The organism is Thauera sp. ZXT1-4, from assembly GCF_052598215.2.
The window spans coordinates 36,625-51,238 of the sequence record NZ_JBQWSN020000009.1 but is presented as its reverse complement, the minus strand read 5'-3'; the positions used below and the strand labels follow the sequence as shown (position 1 = coordinate 51,238).

General features: G+C 66.7%; 16 protein-coding genes. 1 reads left to right on the top strand and 15 read right to left on the bottom strand.

Translation table 11 applies throughout. The annotated features are described in order from the left end of the window. Nucleotides 1-22: 22 nt before the first annotated feature. The 10 genes from ACUH78_RS09140 to ACUH78_RS09095 form a co-directional block, all read right to left on the bottom strand. On the bottom strand, nucleotides 23-442 hold the full coding sequence (locus tag ACUH78_RS09140) for a DUF4870 family protein (RefSeq protein ID WP_418364322.1): 420 nt from the start codon (nucleotides 440-442) through the stop codon (nucleotides 23-25). 149 nt (nucleotides 443-591) lie between these two features. After that, on the bottom strand, nucleotides 592-2,082 hold the full coding sequence (gene ubiD, locus ACUH78_RS09135) for a 4-hydroxy-3-polyprenylbenzoate decarboxylase (protein ID WP_445333284.1): 1,491 nt from the start codon (nucleotides 2,080-2,082) through the stop codon (nucleotides 592-594). A gap of 131 nt (nucleotides 2,083-2,213) precedes the next feature. Next, nucleotides 2,214-3,038, bottom strand: a complete 825-nt coding sequence (gene pyrF, locus ACUH78_RS09130; RefSeq protein ID WP_418364324.1) for an orotidine-5'-phosphate decarboxylase — start codon at nucleotides 3,036-3,038, stop codon at nucleotides 2,214-2,216. Nucleotides 3,039-3,107: 69 nt separating this feature from the next. Then, nucleotides 3,108-3,989 (bottom strand): 4-hydroxybenzoate octaprenyltransferase, encoded by an 882-nt coding sequence (ubiA, locus tag ACUH78_RS09125; protein WP_445333283.1) that lies wholly within the window; start codon nucleotides 3,987-3,989, stop codon nucleotides 3,108-3,110. Next, nucleotides 3,986-4,579 (bottom strand): chorismate--pyruvate lyase family protein, encoded by a 594-nt coding sequence (locus tag ACUH78_RS09120; protein WP_418364326.1) that lies wholly within the window; start codon nucleotides 4,577-4,579, stop codon nucleotides 3,986-3,988. The genes ubiA and ACUH78_RS09120 overlap by 4 nt, the downstream gene beginning before the upstream one ends. Before the next feature lie 26 nt (nucleotides 4,580-4,605). After that, the gene (recG, locus tag ACUH78_RS09115; RefSeq protein ID WP_418364327.1) at nucleotides 4,606-6,648 is read right to left on the bottom strand and encodes an ATP-dependent DNA helicase RecG; all 2,043 of its coding nucleotides are present in this window, start codon (nucleotides 6,646-6,648) and stop codon (nucleotides 4,606-4,608) included. 90 nt (nucleotides 6,649-6,738) lie between these two features. Beyond that, nucleotides 6,739-7,119 (bottom strand): RidA family protein, encoded by a 381-nt coding sequence (locus ACUH78_RS09110; RefSeq protein ID WP_418364328.1) that lies wholly within the window; start codon nucleotides 7,117-7,119, stop codon nucleotides 6,739-6,741. 135 nt (nucleotides 7,120-7,254) lie between these two features. Further along, nucleotides 7,255-7,698 (bottom strand): flagellar assembly protein FliW, encoded by a 444-nt coding sequence (gene fliW / locus ACUH78_RS09105; RefSeq protein ID WP_418364329.1) that lies wholly within the window; start codon nucleotides 7,696-7,698, stop codon nucleotides 7,255-7,257. A gap of 78 nt (nucleotides 7,699-7,776) precedes the next feature. After that, nucleotides 7,777-8,388: an SPOR domain-containing protein gene (locus ACUH78_RS09100; RefSeq protein WP_445333282.1), complete on the bottom strand. Its 612-nt coding sequence runs from the start codon at nucleotides 8,386-8,388 to the stop codon at nucleotides 7,777-7,779. Continuing rightward, entirely contained in the window at nucleotides 8,385-9,026 is a 642-nt protein-coding gene (locus tag ACUH78_RS09095) for a DUF2802 domain-containing protein (RefSeq protein ID WP_435750235.1), read from the bottom strand. The genes ACUH78_RS09100 and ACUH78_RS09095 overlap by 4 nt, the downstream gene beginning before the upstream one ends. Before the next feature lie 173 nt (nucleotides 9,027-9,199). On the opposite strand from ACUH78_RS09095, the gene ACUH78_RS09090 reads away from it, so the two are divergent. Then, nucleotides 9,200-9,982 carry a YdcF family protein gene (locus ACUH78_RS09090; protein WP_445333281.1) on the top strand — a complete coding sequence of 261 codons (783 nt, stop codon included), beginning with the start codon at nucleotides 9,200-9,202 and terminating at the stop codon, nucleotides 9,980-9,982. Nucleotides 9,983-10,101: 119 nt separating this feature from the next. On the opposite strand, the gene nqrF is transcribed toward ACUH78_RS09090, so the two are convergent. From nqrF to ACUH78_RS09065, 5 genes are read right to left on the bottom strand one after another with little or no spacing between them, the layout of a single operon-like run. Beyond that, a complete protein-coding gene (gene nqrF, locus ACUH78_RS09085) occupies nucleotides 10,102-11,325 on the bottom strand; it encodes an NADH:ubiquinone reductase (Na(+)-transporting) subunit F (RefSeq protein ID WP_418364333.1) in 1,224 nt (407 codons plus the stop codon). A gap of 15 nt (nucleotides 11,326-11,340) precedes the next feature. Beyond that, nucleotides 11,341-11,949, bottom strand: a complete 609-nt coding sequence (nqrE, locus tag ACUH78_RS09080) for an NADH:ubiquinone reductase (Na(+)-transporting) subunit E (protein WP_418364334.1) — start codon at nucleotides 11,947-11,949, stop codon at nucleotides 11,341-11,343. Between the two features lies 1 nt (nucleotide 11,950). Continuing rightward, nucleotides 11,951-12,619, bottom strand: a complete 669-nt coding sequence (locus tag ACUH78_RS09075; RefSeq protein ID WP_418364335.1) for an NADH:ubiquinone reductase (Na(+)-transporting) subunit D — start codon at nucleotides 12,617-12,619, stop codon at nucleotides 11,951-11,953. A 2-nt stretch (nucleotides 12,620-12,621) separates the two neighbouring features. Next, nucleotides 12,622-13,410: a Na(+)-translocating NADH-quinone reductase subunit C gene (locus ACUH78_RS09070; RefSeq protein ID WP_435750233.1), complete on the bottom strand. Its 789-nt coding sequence runs from the start codon at nucleotides 13,408-13,410 to the stop codon at nucleotides 12,622-12,624. Then, nucleotides 13,403-14,614, bottom strand: a complete 1,212-nt coding sequence (locus tag ACUH78_RS09065; protein ID WP_418364337.1) for an NADH:ubiquinone reductase (Na(+)-transporting) subunit B — start codon at nucleotides 14,612-14,614, stop codon at nucleotides 13,403-13,405. The genes ACUH78_RS09070 and ACUH78_RS09065 overlap by 8 nt, the downstream gene beginning before the upstream one ends.

Genomic DNA, 14,614 nt, shown 5'->3' with positions numbered 1-14,614 from the left:
GCAGCCCGGCAGTTACAGGGCCTCAGGTCGGCGGCATCGGCAGCGGCCGCCGCTGCATCAGCACCCACCAGCCGCGCACGATACGGTACAGGATCCACAGGCCGACGATCAGCAGCAGCCCGATCGCGAATGGCACACCGATGATGGTCAGCACCATCAGTCCGGCCACCACGACCCAAAGCACCGCGAACCAGAAGGTGCGGATCTGCCAGCGGAAATGGCTCTCCAGCCAGGTACCGCGCACCGCGTTCTGATTCCAGTAGTTCAGCACCACTGCTGCAATGGAGGGCAGGCTGGCGACGAAGCTGAAGATGATCGTCGCCGAACCGACCACCGCCGAAAACACCGCGAAGGCGTGCAGCGCATAGACCAGATGGGTGACGGTGACCATGTTCTCGGACGGCTGGTCCACCTGGAGCGGAGCGGGATAGGGGGTGCTCATCGACTTTCCTCGAAAATGAAGCCCGCGCCGGGAAACTCCGCGGCGCATGAAGAAGACTTCGAGCGCGGACCATGACGCCTGTCCGCACAACGCGCAACAACAAAACGTAACGCGCGCCCGCATTACGGTTCGTGCGTTCAGGCCCCGCGCTACAGCCCCAACTCACCCCACATCGCGTCCACCCTCGCCTTCACCGCCGCGTCCATGACGATCGGCGTGCCCCATTCGCGGCTGGTCTCGCCTGGCCACTTGTTGGTCGCATCCAGCCCCATCTTGCTGCCCAGGCCGGCGACCGGGCTGGCGAAATCGAGGTAATCAATGGGCGTGTTGTCGACCAGCGTGGTGTCGCGGGTGGCGTCCATGCGCGTGGTGAGCGCCCAGATCACCTCCTTCCAGTCGCGGATGTTCACGTCCTCGTCCACCACGATGATGAACTTGGTGTACATGAACTGGCGCAGAAAGCTCCAGATGCCGAACATCACGCGCTTGGCATGGCCCGGGTACTGCTTGCGGATGCTGACCACCGCCAGGCGGTAGGAGCAGCCCTCCGGCGGCAGGTAGAAGTCGACGATCTCGGTGAACTGCTTCTGCAGCAACGGCACGAAGACCTCGTTCAGCGCCACGCCCAGCATCGCCGGCTCGTCGGGCGGCTTGCCGGTGTAGGTGCTGTGGTAGATCGGGTCGCGACGCAGGGTGATGCGCTCGATGGTGAACACGGGGAAATCGGAGACCTCGTTGTAATAGCCCGTATGGTCGCCGTAGGGGCCTTCAGGCGCCATGTCGTTCGGGTGGATCGCGCCTTCGAGCACGATCTCGGCCGAGGCCGGCACCTGCAGGTCGTTGCCCAGGCACTTCACCAGCTCGGTCTTGGCGCCACGCAGCAGGCCGGCGAACTGGTACTCCGAGATCGAATCCGGCACCGGCGTCACCGCGCCGAGGATGGTCGCCGGATCGCAACCGAGCACCACCGAGATCGGAAAAGGCTCGCCCGGATGGGCGCGCTGGTGCTCGAGGAAATCCAGCGCGCCGCCCCGATGCGCCAGCCAGCGCATGATCACGCGGTTGCGGCCGATCACCTGCTGGCGGTAGATGCCTAGATTCTGGCGCTTCTTGTGCGGCCCGCGCGTCACCACCAGGCCCCAGGTGATCAGCGGCGCGGCGTCGCCCGGCCAGCAGTGCTGGATCGGCAGCTTCGCGAGGTCAACTTCATCGCCCGCCCACACCACCTGCTGGCAGGGCGCAGAGCGCACTTCCTTCGGTGCCATGTTCAGCACCTGCTTCAGCACCGGCAGCTTTTCCCAGGCGTCCTTCAGGCCCTTGGGCGGCTCGGGCTCCTTCAGGTAGGCGAGCAGCTTGCCCACCTCGCGCAGTGGCGTGCTCCAGTTGCCGTCGGCGACATCCTCGCCCATGCCCATCGCCACCCGCTGCGGGGTGCCGAAGAGGTTGGCGAGCACCGGGATCGACTGCGGCACACCCTTCGTCACCGGCTTCTCGAACAGCAACGCCGGCCCGCCGGCGCGCAGGACGCGGTCAGCGATCTCGGTCATCTCGAGGTGGGTGTCGACCGGGGCGGTGATGCGCTTCAATTCTCCGCGCGCCTCGAGTTGGGAGATGAAGTCGCGCAGGTCGTCGTATTTCATTCGGGCGTCTCGTGTTGGATGCGTGGCATGGGCGGGCGAGCCCTGGTCAGGCATTGACGCGCCCGCCGGCGCGAAGTTGTGGTCACACGCGAGCGTACGTGCTGGGTGCAGTCACGCTCGAACAGGTGTGCTCAGCGATGGGCATTGATCGCGTCGCGGGTCTCCAGCGCGACCTTCCGCGCGGCCTCGGCGAAGTCCTCGCCCTTGCCGGCATACAGCACCGCACGCGAGGAGTTGATCATCAACCCGGCGCCCTTCGCCGTGCGCCCCGCCGCCAGCGTGGCGGCGATGTCGCCGCCCTGGGCGCCGATCCCCGGCACCAGCAGCGGCAGGTTGCCGGTCAGTTCGCGCACGCGGGCGATCTCGGCCGGGTAGGTGGCACCGACGACCAGGCCACAGTTCCCGCTCGCGTTCCAGTCCTCCGCAACGGTGCGCGCAACATGTTCGTAGAGTTTCATGCGGCCCTTCGGCGTATCGACCTCCAGGAACTGCAGGTCCGAGCCGCCGGGGTTGGAGGTGCGGCACAGCAGGATCACGCCCTTGTCGGGGTAGGCCAGGTAAGGATCGACCGAGTCGCGGCCCATGTACGGATTGACCGTGATCGCGTCGGCCTTGAAGCGTTCGAAGGCCTCGATGGCGTACTGCTCGGCGGTACTGCCGATATCGCCGCGTTTGGCGTCGAGGATGACCGGGGTGTCGGGGTGAGCCGCATGGATATGCTCGATCAGGGCCTCAAGCTGCTCCTCCGCGCGGTGCGCGGCGAAGTAGGCGATCTGCGGCTTGAAGCAGCACACCAGGTCGGCAGTGGCGTCGACGATCTGCGTGCAGAACGCGAGGATCGCATCCGGGCGCCCCCGCAGATGGGCGGGGAATTTTGCGGGATCGGGATCGAGGCCGACACAGAGCAGGCTGTTGCGCTGCTGCCAGGCGGCTTCGAGAGCGGTCATGAAGTGCATGGGATGTCCGGTAGGAAGTGCGAAATCATCGCGCGCGCGGGGCGCGCACCCGCAGGTGGCGCCCCGCGCTCACGCTGCGCACTGGAGGAGGTCGAAGAAGATGCCGGCGAACACGACGGCACCGAACCAGTTGTTGTGGCGGAAGGCCTTGAAACATCCGCTCCGCGCACGCTCCCGGATCAGGGTGTAGTGGTAACCCGCGATCACCGAGGCGGCAGCAAGGCCGAGGTAGTAGACGAATCCGGCACCGATCATGACCCCGACCACACCCAGCAGCACGATCGCGGCGCCGTAGCACAGCATTACCGCCGCGACATCGTAGCGACCAAAGGTGATCGCAGCCGTGCGAATGCCGAGCCGGAGGTCATCCGGACGGTCCACCATGGCATATTCGGTATCGTAGGCGATCGTCCAGAAGGTGTTGGCCAGCAGCATCACCCACGCCAGCGCAGGCACCTCGCCCAGCACTGCCGCAAACCCCATCGGGATCGAAAAACCGAAGGCCAGCCCCAGGTAGGCCTGCGGCAGCGCGAAGAAGCGCTTGGTGAACGGATAGCTGCCGGCCAGGAACAATGCCGGAATGGAAAGCCAGATCACCAGCGAGCCCAGCGGCAGCACGAGCAGGAAGGCCACCGCGGAAAGCCCCGCTGCAAGCCACAAAGCCTCGCCTGCGCGAACACGGCCGGTTGCGAGCGGGCGATCGAGCGTGCGCTCCACGTGACCGTCTATGTCGCGGTCGGCATAGTCGTTGATCACGCAACCTGCGGAGCGCATCAGGAAGGTGCCGATCACGAAAATCACCAGGATGTGCAAGGGCGGCAGTCCGCCGGCCGCCACCCACAGCGCCCACAGGGTGGGCCACAGCAGCAGCAGGGTGCCGATCGGCTTGTCGATCCGCATCAAGCGGACATAGTGGGGCAACTTGTCGTGCAGGCTCATGCCGAACGTCATCGGGGCAGTTCCAGGATTTCGGGCAGGAAGGCTTCGCTCACCATCAGCGCGCTGCCGCGCAGGAGAAAGATCGAGCGCCGCGCCCACAAGGCGCGCGGCACGAACTGTCCCGGGGCATGGTGGGCCAGTGCGGCTTGGGCGCGATGATACCGCGCATCGCGCCTGTCCAGACGGCGACAGGCGAGCGGCAGACGGCTGATCTCAGGGTCGGAGAACAGGGCCTGCCCGAGCGGGCGCGAGCCCATGCCATGAAAGAGGTTCCAGGTCCCGCGCACGTTGCGCCGCGGCAGCAGCGAGCGTGCGAACACCACCGGCCGGCCATCGGCGAGGAGCAGGACCTCGCGCAGCCAGGCGCGCTCGCCCGGCCGCAGGCCGAGCAGCAAGGCCTCGTCACGATGCACCCGCGCCAGTTGCTGACACACCACCTGCACGGCGAAGCGCCCGCAGCGTGCCCGGATGCGTGCGGTGAGCGAACCCGGATCGCGCAGCCACGGGCGCAAGGCCTCGGGTATGCCGGCGCGCGGTGGATGGGCCAGCCAGGTTTCGTGGCGCGGCCCGGTATGGAGAGGAAAGGCGATCAGCGGACGCATGGTTCGGATTGGGTGACGCGCGGCGCTCAGGCCCGCAACAGGGCCTCCCGCCCGCCCAGCCAGCGCACCATCAGGGCCTCGGCGGCGGCCGGCTCGCGTCGCAGGAGATCTTCAGCAAGTGCGCGCGCAGGCTCGATCAGGTCGGCATCGGCTTCGAGGTCTGCGTAACGCAGCAGCGGCACGCCGCTCTGGCGCGCGCCGACGAACTCACCCGGGCCACGGATTCCCAGATCCTCGCGCGCAATCGCGAAGCCATCGGTGTTCTCGTAGATCACTCTCAGGCGCGCACGGCCAGTCGCGGAGAGTGGCTGGGCGTAGATCAGGATGCACTCCGACTCCGCCGTACCGCGCCCGACCCGGCCGCGCAACTGGTGCAGTTGCGCGAGCCCGAAGCGTTCCGCATGCTCGATCACCATCAGGCTGGCATTGGGCACATCCACACCGACCTCGATCACGGTGGTGGCCACCAGCACATCGAGCTCCGCCGCCGCAAACGCCGCCATTGTGGTGGACTTCTCGTCGTTCTTCAGGCGGCCATGGATCAGCCCGATGCGCAACTCCGGCAGGGCCTCAACCAGTGCCGCCCAGGTGTCCTGCGCCGTCTGCAGTTGCAGGGCCTCGGATTCCTCGATCAGCGGGCACACCCAGTAGGCTTGCCGCCCCCCCAGGCAGGCCGCGCGCATGCGCGCCACAACCTGTTCACGGCGCGCCTCGGAGACCAGCCGGGTGCGGATCGGGGTACGGCCTGGAGGCAGTTCATCGAGCACCGACACGTCGAGATCGGCGTAATGGGTCATCGCCAGCGTACGCGGGATCGGCGTCGCCGACATCATCAGCATGTGCGGACGCCGCCCTCCTTCGCCCTTCTCGCGCAGCGCCAGGCGCTGGCGCACACCGAAGCGGTGCTGCTCATCGACCACCGCGAGCGCCAGCCGTGGCAGGGTCACCGGATCTTCGATCAGCGCATGCGTGCCCACGGCAAGCAGCACCTCGCCACTGGCCAGACGGGCCAGTGCGGCCTCGCGCTCGCGCTTCCTGCGTCCGCCCGACAGCCAGGCGACTTCGACGCCCAGCGGCGCGAGCCAGGCCGAGAGCTTTCTCCAGTGCTGCTCCGCGAGAATCTCGGTGGGCGCCATCATCGCGGCCTGCCAGCCATTCTCGGCGGCTTGCAGCATCGCGAGCGCAGCCACCAGGGTCTTGCCCGAGCCCACATCGCCCTGCAGCAGGCGCTGCATCGGATGCGGCGCGGCGAGATCGGCGGCGATCTCGCTCCAGGCACGCGCCTGCGCGCCCGTCGGCCGGAAGGGCAGGGTGTCGAGCAGCGCCGCGGTCAGGACTGCGCGCGCCGGCAGCGCCACCGCCGAGCGCGCGCGGCGTGCGAGGTAGGCACGGCGCAGCGACAGCTGCTGCACCAGCAGTTCCTCGAACTTCATCCGCCGCCAGGCGGGATGAGTCCGACGCTCAAGGGCATCGGGAGCGGCGTCCGGCGCAGGGTGATGGAGTGCATGCAGGGCATCCGCGAGGCCTGGAAGCCCGAGGCGCTGCAGCCACTCTTCGGGCAGCAACTCGTCCAGGGGCTCCGTCTGCAGCGCACGATCGACCAGCTTGCGTAAAGTCGCCTGCCCCACGCCGGCCGTGGTCGGATAGACCGGGGTCAGGGCCTGCGGCAACGGCTCGCCCGCGTCGACGCTGCGCACCCGTGGATGCACCATCTCGTCGCCGAAGAACCCGCCGCGGACCTCGCCGAACAGGCGGACCCGCCGACCCGGCGCAAGCTGCTTCTGCTGCGAGGGGTAGAAGTTCAGCCAGCGCGCCACCAGGGTTCCGCTACCGTCCCCGACCCGCGCCACGAGCTGGCGCCGCGGGCGCAGCATGATCTCGCACGACACCACCTCGCCCTCCACCTGCGCCGGCAAACCAGGCCGCGCTGCCCCGATGGGAGTGAGCCGCGTTTCGTCCTCATAGCGCAAGGGCAAGTGCAGCAGCACGTCGCGTGGCGCGCGGAGATCGAGCCTGGCGAGGCGGGCCGCAAGCGCCCCACCCACGCCGGCCCAGCCCTGCGGCTGCAACGCCGGAGCAGGCGATTTCGCTTGCCCCGCCGTCAGGCTCCCCCCCCTCACGCCAGACCCTTCACACCTGCGCCTTGAGCCTGGCCCTGCTCAATCGACCACGAGCACCAGGTCTGCCTCGACCAGCGCACCCCGCGGGAGCTCGCGCACCCCAACGGTCGCGCGCGCCGGATAGGGCTCGGCGAAGCAGGACTTCATGACCTCATTGACGACGCCGAAATTCGACAGGTCGGTGAGATAGATGGTGATCTTGACCACATCCGCGAACGAGCCGCCCGCAGCCTCGGCCACCGCCTGCAGGTTGGCGAAAACGCGTTGCGCCTGCGCCTCCACCCCCTCGACCATCTCCATGGTCGCGGGATCCAGGCCGATCTGCCCCGACAGGAACACCTGGTTGCCGGCCTTGACGGCCTGCGAATAGGGGCCGATCGCGGCCGGTGCGTTGGGGGTGGAAATGATCTGACGGGCCACGGACTTGCCTCCGGAATCACAAAAGCGTGATTGTACCCGCGCCTGCCGGGGGCGCACGCACCGCCCGCTGCGCCCGAAGGCACGGCGGGCGAACTGCCTCGCGAATCGGCCCCATCCGCACAGGGCCGCTCGCGCTCAAGCCTGGGCGCGCAGGGTGATGTCGCAGCCCAGGCGGTTGATCACCTTCTGCATGCCAACCCGCGCGCCAACGTTGATCACCAGCGGCGCGACGAAATTGGCCCGTAGCCCGGCCGAGGCGGGTCCGCTCGACGGCCCGTCGTCCTTGCGCACGATCACTGCGACCGCGGCATCCTCGGGCGACTGAAGCTTCAGCATGGCGACCTCCTCGTCGCTCAGCTGGAACTCGAGGTTGATGCCGAGCCGCTCGGGCAAGGTGATCGAGAACGCCACCTGAGGGTCGTCGACGCTCTGCAACAGGAGTACCTCGGCGCCCCCGCCCTCTTCGTGCACGAGCGCAAAACGCCTGCACTCCTCGAAGCCCGGCAAGCCCATCGGGAACTCGATGATCTTGTCCTCGGGCACTTCCGCACTGCCAAACATCGGACTCTTGATCTGCATTGGCTCACCCTCTCCTCAAAATTGGATGCATCGTCCCCCCTGTGGGGCCTTGCACGCCGTGAAGGCAGTCACGGCGCATCAATTCGAACGCGGCGGCGGCACGAGCACGCCCGCGCCATGCCCCCCCTCGCGCAACTTGCGGCGCGCCCGCTCCGCAGCGTCCCGGTCGGCAAAGGGGCCCAGGACGACACGGCTCTGGATGCCCGCAGCGTACCCTTCCGCCGCCAGCCGCTCGTAGAGTTGCAGGGCATTGGCCGGGTCGCCGAAGACCCCTAGCTGAATCCGGTAGCCCGGGCCGCCGCCACTCGCCGCGGCGTGCGGCAACAGCACACCCTCGGGCACTTCCGGCACGGAAGGAGGGGTGCTGGCCGGCGCAGCGGGATTCTCGGCGCTGGCAGGCGCAGGGCTTGCAGCGGGCTCCAGAGAAACCTCGGGGTGCTCGAGCGCCAGTGCGGTGGACGTCTCCACCGGCACTGGCACCACCGCAGGCAACCGAGACGGAGCGACACTTTCGGCGCCCGGTTGGGCGGCCGGTGGGGCGGCCGGTGGGGCGGCCTGCGGCCAGGGGGCCGGCACCTCAGGCCGGGCACTCAGCAACAAGGCCGCAAGACCGAGCGCCACCGCTGCGGCCAGCGCTGCCGTGGCGCGCAACAGCAGTACGCGCCGTGGAGCGGTCAGACGTGCGCTCATGTCCCCCCCTCGCCCCGCCGACTCAAGGAAAGCACAAGCTCCGCCTCGGCGAGCGTGATGCCGCAGCGGGCCGCGATCATCTCCGCATTGAGCCCCTGTGAGGCAAGCAGCAGCGCTTCGGAGTACTCTGGCGAACTCGCGGGCTGTACCCTGATGCGGTCGAGTTCATCCTGCAGCGCAGTGACATCCTCTACCAGGCGGGTGATCTCCTGCTGCTGCAAGGCGACCAGATCGCGCTGCGCCTGGAACTCCTGGCGTAGCCGGGAATTCTCCAGCTGCAGCGCAAAGACCTCCGCTTCGGCTCCACCACCCGGCTGCTCGGCAGACCCAGCTCCAGACGAGCCATACCCGCCGGCCGCCGGCTCCGCAGGCGCCGGCGCAACGACAGGGCGGGAGGCCAGCACCGGCGCGTACTCGAAATCACCCTCGTCCAGTCCATCCTCATCATCTGCAATCGTCGCATTGGCACCCGCCTCCTCCGACTCACGCGGGCCGGCCGGCCCGGTCGGCCCGCGTGCCGGAGCCTGCACGTGGGCAGCGCCAGGCTCGCGCGGGGCACGCAAGGCGCGCACGAACTGCCAGCTCGCGTAGCCAAGCAAAGCGATCACGGCCAGCCAGAGCAGATCGCGCAGGCTCATGTGCGTACGCACCCCTCTTCCACCGCGGAAAGCGGGGTGTGGAACGGGGGCGTGCGCGAGGCGGAGGGGAAAGAAGGCGTTATCGTTCTGCGCATGGGCGACGTGTCGGGCTCGATGCACCGATAATACTTGCCCCTATCCCCACCGACAAACGACAAGCCCGGTGCATGCGAATGGAACTCGAGCTGACCTCCCTGTTGTTCTGGCTGAAGAAGGCGCTGGCCGTGGCTGCGCTGCCGCCGCTGATGCCCTTGCTGCCCATCGTTGCCGGCCTGCTGCTGCTCGAGCGCCGCCCCCGCCTCGGCCGATGCTTCGCCTGGACCGGCGTGGTCCTGAGCCTGGCGCTGGTGACGCCCGCAAGCGTGAACTGGCTCGTGGCCCGGGTCGAATACCCGCATGCGCTCGCGCCGGGTGCCGCACAGGACGCGGAAGCCATCGTCGTTCTCGGCGCCGGGCGGCGCAAGCATGCGCCCGAGTTTGGCGGCGACACCGTCAACCGCCTCGCGCTCGAGCGTCTGCGCTATGCGGCCCGCCTTGCGCGCGAGACCGGGCTCCCGGTCCTGGCCAGCGGCGGTGCCCCGCAAGGAGGCGTACCGGAGGCCGTGCTGATGCAACGCAGCCTGCGCGAGGACTTCGGCATCAGCCCGCGCTGGCTGGAGTCCGCATCGCGCGACACGCGGGAGAACGCACGCTTTTCGGCAACCCACCTCCAGGCTGCGGGCGTGCGCAGCATCCTTCTGGTCACGCACGCCATGCACATGGAGCGCGCACGTGCGGAATTCGAAGCGGCCGGGCTGAGAGTGACTCCCGCGCCGACGGCGTGGCTGGGCGGAGGGGGCGGCAACGGCGCGGAAGAACAGGGCCTGCAGTTCATCCCCGGGCAGAACACCGCCTACGCTGCGTGGTTCGCACTGCACGAGTTGCTCGGCCAGCTTGCCTATCGCCTGTCGCGCTGAATCTCACGTGCGAGGGCCGGAAAGAACGAACCCGCAACGGTTGAGGAAACCGGTTGCGGGTCCTGTTACGGGTTGGCCTGCTGGCAGCGCGGGCGACTGCAGGCCGGCCGCCGGGTTGCTCAACCGCCGAAATCGTCGAGCATGATGTTCTCGCGTTCGACGCCGAGATCCAGCAGCATCTTGATCACTGCCGCGTTCATCATCGGAGGGCCGCACATGTAGAACTCGCAGTCCTCGGGGGCCGGGTGGTCCTTGAGGTAGTGCTCGTACAACACGTTGTGGATGAAACCGGTATAGCCGGTCCAGTTGTCCTCGGGGAGCGGGTCGGAGAGCGCCAGGTGCCACTTGAAGTTGGGGTTCTCCGCGGCAAGCTTGTCAAACTCGTCGACGTAGAAGGCCTCGCGCATCGAGCGCGCGCCGTACCAGAATGTGATCTTGCGCGTGCTATGCAGGCGCTTCAACTGGTCGAAGATATGCGAGCGCATCGGCGCCATGCCCGCGCCGCCGCCAACGAAGACCATCTCGTTGTCGGTCTCGCGCGCGAAGAACTCGCCGAAGGGGCCGTACACCGTGACCTTGTCGCCCTTCTTGAGGTTGAATACCCAGGACGACATCTTGCCCGGCGGGATGTCGTCGCGACCCGGCGGGGGCGAGGCGACACGGATGTTGAACTTCACCACGCCCTTTTCGCCCGGGTAGTTCGCCATCGAGTACGCGCGGATGGTGGTCTCGTCCACCTTGGAGACATAGCGCCACAGGTTGAATTTGTCCCAGTCGCCGCGGAATTTCTCCTGGATGTCGAAATCCTTGTAATTGACCACGTGCGGTGGGCACTCGAGCTGCACGTAGCCGCCGGCGCGGAAGGCAACGTCCTCGCCCTCGGGCAGGCGCAGCGTCAGCTCCTTGATGAAGGTCGCCACGTTGGGGTTGGACTCGACGGTACACTCCCACTTCTTGACGCCGAAGACCTCCTCCGGCACCTCGATCTTCATGTCCTGCTTGACCGGGGTCTGGCAGGACAGGCGCCAGCCTTCCTTGGCGTCACGCTTGGTGAAGTGCGACTCCTCGGTGGGCAGCATCGAGCCGCCACCTTCGGTGACCACGCACTTGCACTGCGCGCAGGTGCCACCGCCACCGCAGGCCGAGGGCAGGAACAGACCGCTCTCGGCCAGGGTCTGCAGCAGCTTGCCGCCCGCCGGCACGGTGATCTTCTTCTCGCCGTTGATGTCGATGGTGACGTCACCCGACGACACCAGCTTCGAGCGGGCGGCGATGATGAACACGGCCAGCGCGAGCACGATGGCGGTGAACATCCCGATGCCCAGAATGATTTCGGTATTCATCGTTTCACGGTCTCCTTACAGCTGCACGCCCGAGAAGGACATGAAGCCCAGCGACATCAGGCCGATGGTGATGAAGGTGATGCCCAAGCCCTGCAGGCCCTCTGGCACGTCGCTGTACTTGAGCTTCTCGCGGATGCCGGCGAGCAGTGCGATCGCCAGCGCCCAGGAGAACCCAGAGCCCAGGCCATACACCACACTTTCGGAGAAGTTGTAGTCACGTTCGACCATGAACAACGTGCCGCCCATGATCGCGCAGTTCACCGTGATCAGCGGCAGGAACACACCGAGCGCGTTGTAGAGGCTGGGCACGTACTTGTCGAGCAGCATCTCCAGGATCTGCACGATCGCCGCGATGACGCCGATGTAGGACAGCAGCCCGAGGAAGGACAGATCGACATCCGGCAGGCCTGCCCACGCCAGTGCGCCGTCACGCAGCAGGTAGGTGTAGATCAGGTTATTGGCCGGCATCGTGATGGTCTGCACGACCACCACGGCGATGCCGAGTCCGATCGCGGTCTCTACCTTCTTCGAGATCGCGATGAAGGTGCACATGCCGAGGAAGAAGGCGAGCGCCATGTTCTCGATGAACACGGCCCGCACGAAGAGGCTCAGATAGTGCTCCATGTCAGTAAGCCTCCTTTTCCACGACTTGCGGCGCCATACGGAAGCTCGGTTCCTCGACCTGCTCGGTCCGCCAGGCGCGCAGCCCCCAGATCAGCAGGCCGATCAGGAAGAACGCAGAGGGCGGCAGCAGCAGCAGGCCGTTGGGCACGTACCAGCCGCCATCCTTGGCGAGCGCGATGATCTCGACGCCGAACAGCTTGCCGGCACCGAAGAGCTCGCGGATCACGCCCAGGGTGAGCAGCACCACGCTGTAGCCGAGACCGTTGCCGATGCCGTCCATGAACGAGAGCATGGGCGGGTTCTGCATGGCGAAGGCTTCGGCGCGGCCCATCACGATGCAGTTCGTGATGATGAGGCCGACGAACACCGAGAGTTGCTTGGACAGGCCATAGGCGTAGGCCTTGAGGATCTGATCCACCACGATGACCAGCGACGCGATGATCACCATCTGCACGATCATGCGGATCGAGCTCGGGATCTGGTTGCGGATCATCGAGATGAACAGGTTGGAGAAGCCGGTCACCAGCGTGAGCGCAATCGACATCACGAGCGCGGTCTGCAGGTTCGACGTCACCGCGAGCGCCGAGCAGATGCCAAGGATCTGCAGGCCGATCGGGTTATTGGCGAAGACCGGATTGAACAGGACTTCCTTGACGGTCGGTTTGGCCATTTTCAAGCCCCCTGTTGTGTACGCAGCTTGGCGAGCAGCGGGCCGAAGCCCTGCTCACCAAGCCAGAATTGGATCAGGCGGTCGACACCGTTGCTGGTCAGGGTGGCGCCGGCAAGTGCGTCGACCTGGTGCTTCGCGTCCGGGCTGGCAGGGTCGACGCCACCCTTGACGATGCGGATCACCGGCTTGCCGGACGCGTCGAAGAGCTCCTTGCCAGGCCACTGCGCCTTCCAGTTCGGGTTGTCGACCTCGCCGCCGAGACCGGGGGTTTCGGCGTGCTGATAGAAGCCCATACCAACCACGGTGTTGAGATCGCCCTTCACCGCCATGAAGCCGTGCAGCGTGGACCACAGGCCGTAACCGCGAATGGGCAGAATCAGGGTCTCGAGCTCGCCCTCGCGCTGGACCATGTACACCGTGGTGTAGCGCTCACGGCGCTTGATCATGGCGATGTCCTGCTCGCCCGGCAGCGCATCGGACAGCGCCGGATCGCGCGCGGCCTTGAGCGGGTCGAACGTCGCCGGATCCTTCGCATCGGTGAACTGGCCGGTTTCCAGATCCACCACCTTGGCACTGATGCGCTCGGCGAACAGATCCTTGACCTCGCGGCCGGACATGCCCGCTTCGCCCAGGCCGGCGATGGACAGGATGCTGCGTTGCTTGTCGAGCTGGCGGTTCTCGATCTGCACCGGCTTCAGCGACACCGCTGCGCCGGCGACGAAGACCGAACTGACGAGACTGACCGCGAGCGCCACCAGCAGCGTACGGCTCGTCGATTCTTTCTTAGACATTGCGCGCGAGCCTCCGCTTGATGTTGGCCGCGACCACGAAGTGGTCGATCAGCGGTGCACACAGGTTGCCGAACAGGATGGCGAGCATGATGCCTTCCGGGAAGGCCGGGTTGACCACGCGGATCAGCACGGTCATCACGCCGATCAGCGCACCGAAGATCCACTTTCCGGTATTGGTCATCGAAGCCGATACCGGATCGGTGGCCATGAAGATCATGCCGAAGGCGAAGCCCCCCATCACCAGGTGCCAGTGCCAGGGAACGGCAAACATGGCGTTGGTATCGGAGCCGATGGCATTGAACAGCAGGCTGGTCGCGATCATGCCCACCATCACGCCGGAAACGATGCGCCACGAGGCAATCTTCATCCCCAGCAGCACCACGCCGCCCAACAGGATGGCGAGCGTGCTGGTCTCGCCGATCGAACCATGCACCGTGCCGAGGAACGCGCTCATCCAGTCGATGCCGTTGCCGAGCACCGCCTCGATGCCGCCCGAGGCGCCGAGCGAAAGCATGGTTGCGCCGGTATAGCCATCGACTGCGGTCCACACCGCATCGCCCGACATCTCGGCCGGGTAGGCGAAATACAAGAAGGCACGGCCGGTGAGCGCCGGGTTGAGGAAGTTCTTGCCGGTGCCGCCGAAGACTTCCTTGCCGATCACCACGCCGAAGCTGATCCCGAGCGCGACCTGCCACAGCGGGATATCCGGCGGGCAGGTGAGGGCGAACAGCACCGAGGTGACGAAGAAGCCCTCGTTGACCTCATGCTTGCGGATCGAAGCGAATAACACCTCCCAGAAGCCGCCGACGATGAAGGTAGTGAGATAAACAGGCAGGAAGTACGTCGCCCCGTGGAGGAAGTTCGCCCACAGGCTGGCCGGATCCAGCCCCGCCAGCGCGCCGGTGAGTGCGATGCGCCAGCCCTCCTGCGCCGCCATCAGGTCGGCATTGGCTGCGAGGATGCTGTTGGCTTGGTAGCCGACGTTCCACATGCCGAAGAACATGGCGGGGAAGGTGCACAGCCACACCGTGATCATCATGCGCTTGAGGTCGAGACCGTCACGCACGTGGGCGGTGGTACGGGTGACGCTGGCCGGTTTGAACAGACCGGTGTCGACGGCTTCGTACAGGGCATAGTACTTCTCGTACTTGCCGCCCTTCTCGAAGTGATGCTCGATGCTGTCGAGCCAGGAGCGCAGACTCAT